We start from the raw sequence: 13,325 nt of genomic DNA, 5'->3' as shown, positions 1-13,325 counted from the left end.
CCAGTTTACGCGGGCAGTTCGCCGGCGCGCAGCCACTCGGCGTTCGGGTAGCGCTTGAACCAGCTGACCTGCCGGCGAGCGTACCGGCGCGTGAGCAGCTGCGTCTCAGCGATCGCGTCGGCCTGCGTCAGACGCCCATCGAGCTGCGCGAGCGCTTGGGCGTAGCCGATGGCTTGCGAGGCCGTGCGCCCCTCAGCGATCCCGCGCGGAATCAGCGCGCGCACTTCGTCGAGCAGTCCGGAGCTCCACATCTGCTCCACGCGCCGATCCAGCCGTTCGACGAGCTCCGCCCGTTCGACCTGCACCCCCAGGATGCGCGTGCCGCCGGCTGCAGCATCGTGCCACAATCTCGGTTCGGCGGGCAGGGTGACCTGCGCATCTCCCCCGAGCAGCGCGACCTCGAGCGCGCGCACGACGCGACGCGGGTTGCGCGCATCGACTGCTGCGGCAGTCGCCGGGTCTATAGCGCGCAACCGCTCGAGCAGGGCACCCGCACCATCGCGAACGGCCGCCTCCTCGAGCTCCGCGCGCAGCGCCGCATCGCGTGGCGGGAACTGGAAGTCGAAGAGCACGCTCGACACGTACAGACCCGACCCCCCGACGAGGATCGCGTCGGCGCCTCGTGCATGGATCTCGGCGACCGCGGCGCGCGCTTCCGCTTGGTACCACGCGACCGTCGCCTCCTCACCGGGTTCGAGCACGTCGAGAAGGTGATGCGCGATCCCCCTCCGCTCCGACTGCGACACCTTCGCCGTACCGATGTCCATTCCCCGATACACCTGCATCGCGTCGGCGTTCACAATCTCCGCGGCGCGACCGTTCTCGGCGAGCCGCTCGGCGAGGGTGAGCGAGAGCTCCGACTTCCCCGTCCCGGTGGCACCGACGACAGCCCAGAGCGCGGGGGACGTGCGGCGTGCTCGATCCGCGTCGAGCCTGCCACCCGTGATCATCGGGTGCGGATGGTCGGCAGTCCGAGATTGACGACGCGAGGGCCCGCCTCATCCGCGTTCGCCGGTGCCGGCACGCCGCAGCTCTCAGCCTGACGCCGGTCCCATGCATCTCCCGCGCGCGTGCGGCGCACTGCGAACCGACGAGAGCTCTCGAGCGGGTCGACCGCGGAGTCTGCGATGAGGAAGTGCGGGGCGGCGGCGGTGACCACTGCGGTCACCACATCTCCGGGGCGGGGTTCGTCGCTTCCCTCCGGTACCGCGAAGTGCACGAGCCGGTTGTCTTCGCTGCGGCCCGAGAAGCGACGCGTGGCCGCGTCCTTCTTCCCCTCGCCGGCGGAGACCAGCACGTCGACCGTGCGGCCGATCTGCGCCTGGTTCTCCTCCAGGGAGATGCGCTCCTGCAGGGCTTGGAGCCGCTCGTAGCGTTCCTGAACCACCGCCTTCGGCAGCTGGCCGTCCATGTCCGCGGCGGGAGTGCCCGGTCGGATCGAGTACTGGAACGTGAAGGCGCTCGCGAACCGCGAGGCTTCGACCACGCGCAGCGTGTCCTCGAAGTCGGCGTCGGTCTCGCCCGGGAACCCGACGATGATGTCGGTCGTGATCGCCGCGTGCGGGATGCGCTCGCGCACGGCGTCGAGGATTCCGAGGAACTTCTTCGAACGGTATGAGCGCCGCATCGCCTTGAGCACCGTGTCGGAGCCGGATTGCAACGGCATGTGCAGCACGGGCATCACGTTCGGCGTCTCGGCCATCGCCGCGATGACGTCTTCGGTGAACGCCGCCGGGTGCGGGCTGGTGAATCGGACGCGTTCGAGGCCGCCGATGTCGCCCATGGCGCGGAGCAGTTTGCCGAACGCCTGACGGTCGCCGAACTCGACGCCGTAGGTGTTGACGTTCTGACCGAGGAGTGTCACCTCGATGGCGCCGTCGTCGACGAGGGCCTGCACCTCGGCGAGGATGTCGCCCGGGCGGCGGTCCTTCTCCTTGCCCCGCAACGCCGGGACGATGCAGAACGTGCAGGTGTTGTTGCATCCCACAGAAATGGAGACCCAGCCGCTGGATGCCGAGTCGCGCTTCGTGGGCAACGTCGACGGGAACACCTCGAGTGACTCGAGGATCTCGACCTGGGCCTCGGCGTTGTGCCGCGCTCGTTCGAGCAGTGCGGGGAGCGACCCCATGTTGTGGGTTCCGAAGACGACGTCGACCCAAGGCGCCTTCTCGACGATGGCGCCCTGGTCCTTCTGCGCGAGACAGCCGCCGACTGCGATCTGCATCCCCTCGCGTTCCCGCTTCACGCCGGCGAGGTGGCCCAGATTGCCGTACAGCTTGTTCGCCGCATTCTCGCGCACCGCACACGTGTTGATCACGATGACGTCGGCCGACTCCGCGATTTCCGCGGGTACGTATCCCGCGGCTTCCAGCGAACCCGAAAGCCGCTCGGAGTCGTGCACGTTCATCTGGCACCCGAGCGTGCGCACGGAGTAGCTGCGGGGGGTGCCGTCGCGACGCACTGCCGCGGGCGACAGCTGGATCTCAGTGGGTTGGACAGCGGTGAGACTCATGGTCCCCAGTCTACCGGCGACGGCAGGCGCGACGACCGGGCCGCGGCCGGGGGCACCGCTACTCGAAGCGGACGCCCGAACCGCCGCGGCCTCCCCGCGAGCCTCGGCCCGACCCGTCGAGCGCGTCCCGCGCCGCCCGCATCGCGGGCTCGCCGGACCAGCCCCGCCGGGCGAGGAAGCCGAGCAACCGGCGCTCGGCGACCTGACGCTCGAGCCCGCCGAGCTTCGCCGCGCGATCGCGCGCGGTCTGCCGCAGCAGCTCGAACTCCTCATCGGAGTCGAGCTCGCCGATCGCGGTCTCGATGACATCGCCCGGAAGCTTGCGGGCCTGCAGCTTCACACGGATCTGCGATCGGCTCGCTCGCTTCGTATGGCGCAACTTCTCCGTGAGCGTGCGTGCGAGCCCGAGATCGTCGAGGTAGAGGCTGCGTGTGAACTCGTCGATCACCGTCTCGATCTCGTCGATCCCGTGGTCGAGGCGGGCGAGCTCCTCGCGGAGCTCGCCGCTCGACCGGGCGCGGCGCCCCAGAATGCGCACTCCGTCGTCATGGGCGGTGCGCTCGGGCCCAGCAGGCTCGTGGGCCGACGCCTCGCTCTCGGGGTCGAGCTCAGTCGCGAGCTCAGTCGCGAGCTCCAGCTCCTCCTCGACACTGTCGTGGCGGTCGTCACGGACCTCCGCCGACGCGGGCGAAAGCCCGCGTGAGAAATCGCCCTGCACCACCGGTCGCGCTCCCGCATCGATGATCGAAGCGACTCCCGAGTCGACGAGCTTGGCCAGCTCTTCGCGCGTCGCTCGACGCGGACTCTGCTCGTTCTGCACGCTTCCGGTGGCGCGCGGCTCGAACTCCGCGTCGGCATCCGCACCGGCACCGGCCTCAGCACCGGCACCGGCCTCCGCACCGGCACCGGCCTGAGCACCGGCCAATGCACCCGCAGGGTGCGCCGCACTCTCGTCACCCGTCGCCGAACCCCGACGATTCAACTGCGAGCGCAGCTCGATGACCTCGGCCAGGTCGCCCCGGTCCTCCGACCGCGATCCTTCGTCGGGTGGAGGGAGAAACCGGACGGCCATCTCAGGCGCTCGCGCGCTTCTCGGGAGCGGGGGGCGCCGTCTTTGCGGGAGCGGCCTTCGTCACCGGCGCATTCTTACCGCCCGGTGCAGCCTCGCTCGCCTCGTCGGCCCCTGCTTCCTTACGTCCGTTGACACCCAGCTTCGTGAGGATCTTCTCCTCGATCTCAAGCGCGACGTCGGGGTGATTGATCAAGAACCGGCGCGCGTTCTCCATACCCTGACCCAACTGATCTCCGTCGTAGGTGAACCAGGCTCCGCTCTTCTTGATCAGCCCCTGCTCCACGCCGTAGTCGATGAGCGATCCCTCGCGGGAGATGCCGATGCCGTAGAGGATGTCGAACTCCGCCTGCTTGAAGGGCGGCGCCATCTTGTTCTTGACCACCTTCACCCGAGTGCGGTTGCCCACCGCGTCAGCGCCGTCCTTCAGCGTCTGAATGCGACGAATATCGAGACGCACCGATGCGTAGAACTTCAGCGCCTTACCGCCGGCGGTCGTCTCCGGGCTTCCGAAGAAGACGCCGATCTTCTCACGCAACTGGTTGATGAAGATGGCCGTGGTCTTCGTGGAGTTCAGGCTGCCGGTGATCTTTCGCAGCGCCTGCGACATGAGTCGCGCCTGCAGACCGACATGGCTGTCGCCCATCTCGCCCTCGATCTCGGCCTTGGGCACGAGCGCTGCGACCGAGTCGATGACGACGAGGTCGACGGAGCCGGAGCGGATCAGCATGTCCGCGATCTCCAGCGCCTGCTCGCCCGTGTCGGGCTGAGCGACGAGCAGCGCGTCGATGTCGACGCCCAGTTTCTGGGCGTACTCGGGGTCGAGGGCGTGCTCGGCGTCGATGAACGCTGCGATGCCGCCTGCGCGCTGTGCGTTCGCAATCGCATGCAGGGTGAGCGTCGTCTTACCCGATGACTCCGGGCCGTAGATCTCGATGATGCGCCCGCGCGGGAGGCCTCCGATACCCAGCGCCACGTCCAGCGCGACAGAACCGGTCGGAATCACCTCGACGGGGGCGCGATCCTGACTCCCCATGCGCATGACCGCGCCTTTGCCGAAGTTTCGGTCGATCTGCGCGAGGGCCGCCTCGAGTGCCTTTTCGCGGTCTTTCGGTGCTGCCATGGTGTGCTCCTCTTCACGTGCGCGGCGTGCCGCTGGGTGTGCTGCCTGCATACTGTCTCGACCCCGGGCGGGGCAGACAAGGCATCGGTGGTCGTGCGCTTCTCACCCTAGAATCAGCCTCCGACATTCACGGCCGATCGTGCTGATCTGTGACTGGAAAGCGCTCTGCGCCACCTGTAGACGAAGATAACACCACTCGAACACAGTTTCGAATACCGAAGCGGCGTGTTGGTCGCCCGCCTCCCTCATCTCGACGACGGATCAGCCTCTCAGTCGCGGGGATCCGGCAGGCCTCGACCGTGGCGTCGCGGCACCGGCACCCCGAGATCGACGCAGAGCGCGTCCCACACCCGACGGGGCGAGACCCCTCTCTCGATGGCTTCGTTCGCGGTGCCATTCAGCGCAGCGAGCCAGTGATCGCGCAGCAGCACGGGCGCGTAATCCTCGCCGAACTCGGAGATGCACGCCCGCCGGAATTCACTCAACCGCATCTGTCACACTCACTTCGCATCATTCGCCGGAGAACGGCGAAGCGCCCGTGCCTGAATCGGACGGGCGCTTCGGCGCCGCTCATACGGCGCACATCGCAAGGCTCTTACGAGACCAGTTCGGGGGTGAACCCCGACACCAGCTCCGCGGGAACGGTGTCGGGCACCCGGTGGGCCATCGGGAGCGACAGGCCCTCCACCACGGAGAGTCGCTCACTCACCTCGCCCATGATCACGGAGAGCGGGGTATCCAGCGCATCGGCGACCGCCGCGAGGATCTCGCTCGACGCCTCCTTCTGCCCGCGCTCGACCTCGCTCAGGTATCCGAGCGCAACGCTCGCCTCGCCGGCCACCTGCCGCAGCGTACGACCCTTCTGCAGCCGGAAGTCACGCAGCACATCGCCGATCTCTTGACGCATGAGCACCATGTGAACCCTCCTTCACGTGCACAACCCGAGTCGTGCCTCCACCATACCCGCTCCACGACAGGCTGTCGCTGCGGGAACGCCGACCGTTGTCGAGTCGTCGTACTGGGAACAACTCAGAGCATAACCGTTCTATTCCTGAAATCTCACTGAAGTTGAGTCACAGCGACTCAGGTTCAGGAGAATTCCAGGATCGCGCGCCGGAATCGTTCACAGCACCTTCGAGAGGAACTCCTGCGTGCGCGGCTGCTGCGGAGCCTCGAAGACCTGCTCCGGCGCCCCCTGCTCGACCACCACTCCCTCGTCCATGAAGACGACGCGATCGCACACCTCGCGCGCGAAGCCCATCTCGTGCGTGACGAGCACCATCGTCATTCCCGATGCGGCGAGGTCGCGGATGACCTGAAGCACCTCTCCCACCATTTCGGGATCGAGTGCCGAGGTCGCCTCGTCGAACAGCATGATCTTCGGCTCCATGGCGAGCGCACGCGCGATCGCCACGCGCTGCTTCTGCCCCCCGGAGAGCGACGCGGGTCGCGCATCGGCCTTCTCCGAGAGACCGACCCGCTCCAGCAGCGCGAGAGCCGAGGTTCGGGCTTCGCTCTTCGACTTCTTCTTCAGATCGACGGGCGCGAGCATGATGTTCTCGAGCACGGTCATGTTCGGGAACAGATTGAAGTGCTGGAACACCATGCCGATGTTCTGCCGCACGACATTGATGTCCGCCTGCGTCGAGGTGAGTTCCATGCCGCCGACGACCACCGACCCTCCGGTCGGCTCCTCGAGGCGGTTCAAGCAGCGGAGCAGCGTCGATTTGCCCGATCCGGATGGCCCGATGACGGAGACGACTTCCCCCTCGCCCACCACGAGATCGATGCCGGTGAGCACCTCGTTGCTGCCGAACGATTTCCGCAGACCCACGACCTCGATCGCGGGAGTGCCCGTGCGCATTGCCGTGTTCTCGGTCACTTGTTCACCTTCTTATCAACGATGTTCGCGAGCCAGGTCAGCAGCGTGATGACGACGAAGTACATCACGCCGACGATGATCAGCATCTCCGTCGTGCGGAAGTTCGCGGCGTAGATCTGCTGCGCTTGGTAGAGGAGTTCGGCGAAGCCGATGGTCAGGAGCAGCGAGGAGTCTTTCAGCGTGATCACGAGCTGATTGATGATGGAGGGCATCGAGATCTTCGCGGCCTGGGGCACCACGACGCGCTGCATCGAACGCCCCCAGCCGAGACCGAGCGAGCGTGCGGCCTCCATCTGCCCCGGATCGACCGCCTGCAGTCCTCCTCGGACGATCTCGGTGAGGTACGCGCCCGCGTTCAGGGCGAGCGTCGCGACGCCCGCGAGGAACACATTGCCGGGAGCTCCCGTGAGCTGCGGGAGCCCGAAGTAGAACAGGAACGCCCAGACCAGGATCGGAGTGCCGCGGAATATCGACACGTACACCGTCGCGATCCCGCGCACGATGCGCGAGGACGAGATCTTCATGAAGCCGAAGACGAGGCCGAGCGCCAGCGCGATCACGAACGAGACGACGGTGATCGAGACGGTGTTCCACAGCCCCTTCGAGAGCGCGGGCCAGCTCTGGCCCACGAGCTCGAAGATGTTGCCCCCACCGCTCGAGGCCTCTGAGTCTCCGAGATAGGTGTCGAGGATCTCATCGTAGGTGCCGTCGGCCTGCAGCTTCGCGAGACCGTCGTTGAAGGCGGCGAGCAGCTCGGAGTTCTGCCCCTTCGCCACCGCGAATCCATACTCCCCGCCGGGAATCTTCTCGGTCACGACCTTTAGGCCGTTCCCCTGCTCGATGCCGTAGGCGAGCACCGGGTAATCGTCGAACACCGCGACCGCCGACTGGTTCTTCACGGATTCGTACATCGTCGCCGACTGGTCGAGCGCCTTGACCGTGAAGTCGTACTCCTCGGCAAGCTTCTCCGCCTCCGCGAGCCCTTCCGAGCCCGACTTCGCGACGACGGTCTCACCCGCGAGGTCCTCATAACTCTCGATGGAGTCGTCGTTCGCCGCGACCGCCATCTGCACGCCGGACTCGAAGTACGGCTCGGAGAAGTCGAAGATCTCCTTGCGCTCGTCGGTGATCGACATGCCCGCGATGACGCCGTCCGCCTGCCCCGATTGCACGGCGGAGAGCGCTGCCTGGAATCCGAGCGACCGGATGTCTACGCTGAACCCCTCCCGCTCCGCGATCGTATTCATCAGGTCCATGTCGATGCCGACCAGGTCGCCCGTGGAAGGATCGCGGAACTCGAACGGGGCGAACGTCGTGTCCGTCGCGATGACGTACGTCTCCCCTTCGGCCTGCGACGGCACGACCGCTGTCGCCGCTCCGGTCCCCAGCAGCAGCATCGGCGCGAACCCTGCCGCGAGACCAGCGCGCACGCGGGTCCAACGTCTGTTCTTCTGCACTCTCAATCCCCTTTTCGGAGTAGGATCGCCGCGATCTGCGATGATCGATTCGCCCCCCAGCGTACCGAGATCAGGGTGTCGTCGATGCACACTCGTCTTCGAGGCATGTCCGCAACAGCTCGATGGCGGCGTCGACGGCCGCGGCGCGAATGCTCGAACGGTCGCCCGGCAGGGAGAGCAGCTGCTGGCGCTCAAGACCTGCACAGCTCACCGCGATCCACACTGTTCCAGCGGGCTGACCGGTCTGCGGGTCGGGATCGGGCCCGGCCACGCCCGTCGTGGCGATTCCGATCGCCGTCGGCGCCGTGACATCGCCGTTCGGCACGGCGCAGGCCGTGCGCACGCCATCCGCCATCTGACGAGCGACTTCTCCGTCGACCGGACCTCGCTCGCGGAGCAGCTCGGCGTCCACACCCAGGAGCGAGTGCTTGAGCGCCGTGTGGTAGGCGACGACTCCCCCGGTGAGCGTCTTCGAAGCGCCGGGTATCGAGACGAGTGCGTCGGCGAGCAGCCCGCCGGTGAGGGATTCCGCCACCGCGATCGTGAATCCTCGCGAGGAAGCCGTCGCGATGACGCGTTCGGCGAGGTCTCGTCGATCCGGCGAGTTCACTGCGTCGTCCTCTTGGCACGCAGATACCCCACCACGTAGTCGAGTCCGCTGTACATCGTGAGTACGAACGCGATCGCCATCGTGACGATGTTCACCCACTCGATGACCGGCGCAGCGGGCCCCACGACGCTCGCGAGCGGGAGCAGCGCGAGTGTGATGGCCACCGACTGAGCCACGGTCTTCAGTTTGCCCGCCCACGCGGCGGCGAGGACCACGTCGTGGGCGACGAGCAGCCGATGCACCGTGATGCCCACTTCCCGAACCAGTATGAGCACGGTGACCCACCAGGGCAGCTCGGCCAGAATCGAAAGTCCCACCAGTGCCGCGCCGGTCAGGAACTTGTCGGCGATGGGGTCGAGCAGCTTGCCGAGATCGGTGATGAGCCCACGGGAGCGCGCGATGTGCCCGTCCCAGGCGTCGGTCGCGATCGCGAGCACGAAGAAGGCGGCGGACGCCCAGCGCCACGGCCCGTCGACTCCCCCATCGGCGAGAAGCATCCACAGGAAGAACGGGGTGGCGACGATGCGAGCGCCCGTGATGATGTTGGGGGCATTCCAATTGCTGGGTGCCACGGGGGCGGAGGCGTTGCCGGTCATGTCAGCAGCCTACTTGAGGGCCTGCATCGAGGTTCTAGTAGGGGTAGATCTCGACGTCGAGCCCATCGACCGTCGGCATCACCTCGACGTCCGCCGCCGATGCCCGAACCTCGACTTCTTCCGTCAGCGCGCGCCCATCCGCGTCGCGCCCCGAGTAGGTCGCTGCGAACGAGCCGCGCTCCTCGATCTGCATCCACATCGACGCCGCGTCGCTGCCGCTCACCATCGGTGGATCGGTCATCTCGATCGTGACCGTGACCGGTGCGATGCTGTCGAACTCCGCGCTCGGCTCGGGAGCATCGATGCCGCAGGATTGCAGCTCCCACACCTCTGCGAGGTCGGCGCACTCCTCATACGCCGATGCAACCGCGCGCTGCACTTCCTCCGCGTAACCGGTTCCCGGGACGAGCCAGTCGGAGGTGTAGAGCGCATCACCATCCGACGTGACTGTGAAGCGGGCCTCGTCCGCCGCCTCGAAGAAGGGGTTGTGCGAGACGAGGGAGTATTCGCTCGAGTACAGCGTGATGGACTGCGCATCCTCGGGAAGCGGGGCGTCCGCCCCCTGCAGTCCGAGCGCGCCGCCTCCGGTCGTGTCGAGCGGGACGTCGTGCCGGAGGCCCGCCGTCACGCGCCAGGCGTCGTCTTCCGTGCGCCGAAGCTCGATGCGTTCCGTGTACGGGTAGCCGTCGAGCGCATACGAGACGTCCCCCGACGCTCGGCCGGCGTCGAAGTCGACGCGGAAGCGCCCGAGCTCGGCGTCGACGATGTGCGACGCCTCGGCGAACGCGTCGGCATCGGGTACCGACTCCGTGCCCGGCGAGGTGCGACCGTCGAACAGACGTTCGGCTGCCTCCGCATCACCCGCGGCGACGGCGCCGATGTACTCCTCGGCAACGGCGCGAACATCCGCGCGATTGTTCGACTGGGCGTCGATGGCGACCACGGCGCCTGCGGCGCCGAGCACCACCACCGCGAGGGCCCCGGTCATGCCCCAGACCCACTTCTGGCGCTCCGGTCGCCCGGCCTCACGCTGGTCACTCGCCGGCTCGGCCGTGCTCGGTTCGGGATGCGACACCGTCATCTCCTCTGTCTGGCTGTTGCGTCTTCGAGTACTGCGCTGCCGCACGGCGGCACGAGGTCAGTCGCGACCGGTGAGCTGCCACGCGTCTTCATCATCATCGCCCTCGACCTCTTCGAGGTTCGCGTGATGCCGCGCAATCGGATCGTCGTATCGGGGATCGCCGTGACCGGCCGAGGCTTCGAGCGGATCGATGACGTCCGTCACCGCGTCTCCGCTCTCGCTCTCCGCTGGAGCCGAACCTGCGACGGCGGGTGGCGCAGCCGCTGCGGCCGCGGCGGCTCCGCTCGAAGTCTGCGACCGCGACGCTTCGATCGCGGGCGACGACGACGCCGGCGCGCCTGAGATGCGTGCGAGCACCTCCGGAAGCTGCTCCGGGCTCACCAGCACGTCGCGGGCCTTCGACCCCTCAGAAGGACCGACGATGTCGCGCGACTCCATCAAGTCCATCAAGCGGCCCGCTTTGGCGAATCCGACGCGCAGCTTGCGCTGTAGCATCGAAGTCGACCCGAACTGCGACGAGACGACCAGCTCGATCGCGGCGACGAGCACTTCGAGATCGTCGCCGATGTCTTCGTCGATCTCCTTCTTCTCGACCGCCTGCGCGACGTCGGCGCGGTACTCGGGCTGCGCCTGAGCCTTCACATGGGCGACGACCTGAGCGATCTCGGATTCCCCGACCCACGCGCCCTGCACGCGCACGGGCGACGACTCGCCGTTCAGGAGCAGCAGCCCGTCGCCCTGCCCGATGAGCCGCTCGGCGCCCACCTCGTCGAGGATGACGCGCGAGTCCGTGCCCGAGGCGACGGCGAACGCGTATCGACTCGGAACATTCGACTTGATGACGCCGGTGACGACATTGACCGAGGGGCGCTGCGTCGCGAGCACCAGGTGGATGCCCGCAGCGCGCGCCAACTGCGTGATGCGCTGAATCGAATCCTCGACGTCACGCGGGGCGACGAGCATGAGATCGGCGAGCTCGTCGACCACGACGAGCAGGTACGGGTACGGCTTGAGCACGCGCTGACTGCCTTCGGGAAGCACGATGCCACCGGATCGCACAGCCTCGTTGAAGTCGTCGATATGGCGGAAGCCGAAACTCGCCAGGTCGTCGTAGCGCATGTCCATCTCTTTCACAACCCACTGCAGCGCCTCCGCTGCCTTCTTCGGGTTCGTGATGATGGGCGTGATGAGGTGGGGCACACCCTGGTAGACCGTGAGCTCGACGCGCTTCGGGTCGACGAGCACCATGCGGACATCGGAGGGCGTCGCCCGCATCAGAATGCTGGTGATCATCGAATTGATGAAGCTCGATTTACCCGAGCCGGTCGCACCTGCGACGAGGAGATGGGGCATCTTCGCGAGGTTCGCGACGACGAAGCCGCCCTTGACGTCTTTACCGACGCCGATGGTCATCGGATGCACGCTGCGCTGCGCCTTGCTCGAGCGCAGCACATCGCCGAGCGCGACATTCTCGCGGTCCTGGTTGGGAATCTCGATGCCGATCGCGCTGCGCCCGGGAATCGGCGACAGGATGCGCACCTCGTTCGAGGCGACGGCGTACGAGAGGTTCTTCGACAGCGCCGTGACCTTCTCGACCTTCACACCTGGGCCGAGCTCGACCTCGTACTGCGTGACGGTCGGGCCTCGCGAGAATCCGGACACCCGGGCATCGACCTTGAACTCCTCGAAGACTCGAGCGATCGCAGCCGTGATCAGATCGTTCGCCTCGGTGTGCGTCTTCGGGGCGTCGCCCGCGGACAGGGCGTGCTGATCGGGAAGCTGGTACGCCGCCTGGCCTGCAGGGCTGTGCGGAGGTGCGACGACGAACGGTTCGGCCGATGCGGAAGAGGAAACGGCCGGCTCCTCGGCCGCGGTCTGCGGAGCGGGAGCCGCGAAGTCATCCCAGGAGTCGTCGCCGAGGCCGGATGCAGGAGTGGTGGCGGCGGCCTGCACGGCGGCCTCGGCCTGATCGAGTTCGTCGAACAGATCGGAGGGGAACACCCCGGTCGTCGGTTCGGGAGCGAGCGCCGACTCGAAGGCCCCGCCGCGCTCCGGTTCGGGGGCTGTCCCGGCCCCCGAACCGGAGTTGAGGGCGGAGTCGAGCGCCGAGTGATCCGCGGCGTACTCCGGATCCTCCTCGCGTCCGGAGGCGTTCCGACGCCACCACGGTACTGCGTCCCCTTCGCCCTCCTGCGCCTCGAGGTCGAACAGCGCCTGCTGCTCGGCGCGCTCTTGCTTGCGCGTGCGCTTCGGCGTCGGCGTCGGCTCCGCATCGGCTTCGGAGTCGGTGCTGACACCGAAGAGAAACGCATAGGCCTCTCGCACGCGTCTCGCAATACGCGACGGAGGCGTCTTCAGCACGATCAGCAGTGACATCAGGATCAGGAGCGAGAGCAGCGGAACCGCGACCCAGATCGTCAGGTACCCGAGTGCGCCGCCGACGAGCCACCCGAAGACACCGCCAGCTGCACTGAGCCGCTCCGGATTCTCCCAGGGATTGGGCATGCCCCCGTACAGATGGCAGAGCCCGGCGGCGGAGAGCACTGCGAGCGTCAGCCCCGTGGCGATGCGCCGGTTGTCGTGGACGCTCGAGGGATGATTGAACAGCCAGAGCGCGAACCCGGCCATGATGATCGGCAGGCCGAACGCCACGCGGCCGAACAGTCCGCCGAACGACCAGGCGTCGAGGGTGACGGCGAACGTCTGCCCGATGAAGAACCACTCGATCACCGCGCCGACGATCGCGAGCAGCACGAGCAGGAGCGGCACCCCGTCCCGACGGTCCTCCGGCGCGAGCGGTTCGACGCGGAACGCACGAGCAGCAGCTCCGACGGCGTGGGCCAGGCCGTTCCATGCGCGTACGACGACGCCATCCGTTGCTTCGGGCTCGGCGAGCACCTTCGTTTTCGCGGTCGCTCGGGTCTCCGCGGAACGGGAACCCCGACTCGCGGCCTTACCCGTGTGCTGGCGCGACGAAGCTTTACTGGCCATGGTA

12 protein-coding genes are annotated in these 13,325 nt (G+C 67.3%); all 12 read right to left on the bottom strand.

What is annotated here, in order from left to right; all coding sequences use genetic code 11:
* Nucleotides 1-5: 5 nt before the first annotated feature.
* Nucleotides 6-950, bottom strand: a complete 945-nt coding sequence (miaA, locus tag PQI23_RS07130) for a tRNA (adenosine(37)-N6)-dimethylallyltransferase MiaA (RefSeq protein ID WP_339972954.1) — start codon at nt 948-950, stop codon at nt 6-8.
* Nucleotides 947-2,512 (bottom strand): tRNA (N6-isopentenyl adenosine(37)-C2)-methylthiotransferase MiaB, encoded by a 1,566-nt coding sequence (gene miaB / locus PQI23_RS07125; protein ID WP_339972953.1) that lies wholly within the window; start codon nt 2,510-2,512, stop codon nt 947-949. Before miaB ends, miaA begins: the two co-directional genes overlap by 4 nt.
* A gap of 58 nt (nt 2,513-2,570) precedes the next feature.
* On the bottom strand, nt 2,571-3,584 hold the full coding sequence (locus tag PQI23_RS07120) for a regulatory protein RecX (protein WP_339972951.1): 1,014 nt from the start codon (nt 3,582-3,584) through the stop codon (nt 2,571-2,573).
* A gap of 1 nt (nt 3,585) precedes the next feature.
* Nucleotides 3,586-4,704, bottom strand: coding sequence for a recombinase RecA (recA, locus tag PQI23_RS07115; protein WP_339972949.1), 1,119 nt, complete (start codon nt 4,702-4,704; stop codon nt 3,586-3,588).
* A 269-nt stretch (nt 4,705-4,973) separates the two neighbouring features.
* Nucleotides 4,974-5,195 (bottom strand): DUF3046 domain-containing protein, encoded by a 222-nt coding sequence (locus tag PQI23_RS07110; protein WP_339972947.1) that lies wholly within the window; start codon nt 5,193-5,195, stop codon nt 4,974-4,976.
* A gap of 104 nt (nt 5,196-5,299) precedes the next feature.
* A complete protein-coding gene (locus PQI23_RS07105) occupies nt 5,300-5,620 on the bottom strand; it encodes a helix-turn-helix domain-containing protein (protein WP_010156636.1) in 321 nt (106 codons plus the stop codon).
* 207 nt (nt 5,621-5,827) lie between these two features.
* Nucleotides 5,828-6,568 (bottom strand): amino acid ABC transporter ATP-binding protein, encoded by a 741-nt coding sequence (locus tag PQI23_RS07100; RefSeq protein ID WP_339973140.1) that lies wholly within the window; start codon nt 6,566-6,568, stop codon nt 5,828-5,830.
* A 14-nt stretch (nt 6,569-6,582) separates the two neighbouring features.
* On the bottom strand, nt 6,583-7,983 hold the full coding sequence (locus PQI23_RS07095) for an amino acid ABC transporter substrate-binding protein/permease (protein ID WP_339973138.1): 1,401 nt from the start codon (nt 7,981-7,983) through the stop codon (nt 6,583-6,585).
* Between the two features lie 130 nt (nt 7,984-8,113).
* Nucleotides 8,114-8,653 (bottom strand): CinA family protein, encoded by a 540-nt coding sequence (locus PQI23_RS07090; protein ID WP_339972944.1) that lies wholly within the window; start codon nt 8,651-8,653, stop codon nt 8,114-8,116.
* Nucleotides 8,650-9,249, bottom strand: coding sequence for a CDP-diacylglycerol--glycerol-3-phosphate 3-phosphatidyltransferase (pgsA, locus tag PQI23_RS07085; protein WP_339972942.1), 600 nt, complete (start codon nt 9,247-9,249; stop codon nt 8,650-8,652). The genes PQI23_RS07090 and pgsA overlap by 4 nt, the downstream gene beginning before the upstream one ends.
* A 34-nt stretch (nt 9,250-9,283) precedes the next feature.
* On the bottom strand, nt 9,284-10,324 hold the full coding sequence (locus PQI23_RS07080; protein WP_339972941.1) for a hypothetical protein: 1,041 nt from the start codon (nt 10,322-10,324) through the stop codon (nt 9,284-9,286).
* 63 nt (nt 10,325-10,387) lie between these two features.
* Complete coding sequence (locus PQI23_RS07075; RefSeq protein ID WP_339972939.1) at nt 10,388-13,321, bottom strand: FtsK/SpoIIIE family DNA translocase; 2,934 nt, start codon at nt 13,319-13,321, stop codon at nt 10,388-10,390.
* Nucleotides 13,322-13,325 lie beyond the last annotated feature (4 nt).

It is taken from the genome of Leucobacter sp. USCH14 (genome assembly GCF_037619215.1).
Taxonomy (GTDB): Bacteria; Actinomycetota; Actinomycetes; order Actinomycetales; family Microbacteriaceae; genus Leucobacter.
The sequence above is the reverse complement of the archived record's forward strand: the minus strand, read 5'-3'. Positions and strand labels throughout refer to the sequence as shown.

Bases quoted from the DNA above. Each gene is read 5' to 3' on its own strand.
- miaA (WP_339972954.1), bottom strand. From the start codon at position 950: ATGATCACGGGTGGCAGGCTCGACGCGGATCGAGCACGCCGCACGTCC.
- miaB (WP_339972953.1), bottom strand. From the start codon at position 2,512: ATGAGTCTCACCGCTGTCCAACCCACTGAGATCCAGCTGTCGCCCGCG.
- PQI23_RS07120 (WP_339972951.1), bottom strand. From the start codon at position 3,584: ATGGCCGTCCGGTTTCTCCCTCCACCCGACGAAGGATCGCGGTCGGAG.
- recA (WP_339972949.1), bottom strand. From the start codon at position 4,704: ATGGCAGCACCGAAAGACCGCGAAAAGGCACTCGAGGCGGCCCTCGCG.
- PQI23_RS07110 (WP_339972947.1), bottom strand. From the start codon at position 5,195: ATGCGGTTGAGTGAATTCCGGCGGGCGTGCATCTCCGAGTTCGGCGAG.
- PQI23_RS07105 (WP_010156636.1), bottom strand. From the start codon at position 5,620: ATGGTGCTCATGCGTCAAGAGATCGGCGATGTGCTGCGTGACTTCCGG.
- PQI23_RS07100 (WP_339973140.1), bottom strand. From the start codon at position 6,568: ATGCGCACGGGCACTCCCGCGATCGAGGTCGTGGGTCTGCGGAAATCG.
- PQI23_RS07095 (WP_339973138.1), bottom strand. From the start codon at position 7,983: ATGCTGCTGCTGGGGACCGGAGCGGCGACAGCGGTCGTGCCGTCGCAG.
- pgsA (WP_339972942.1), bottom strand. From the start codon at position 9,249: ATGACCGGCAACGCCTCCGCCCCCGTGGCACCCAGCAATTGGAATGCC.
- PQI23_RS07075 (WP_339972939.1), bottom strand. From the start codon at position 13,321: ATGGCCAGTAAAGCTTCGTCGCGCCAGCACACGGGTAAGGCCGCGAGT.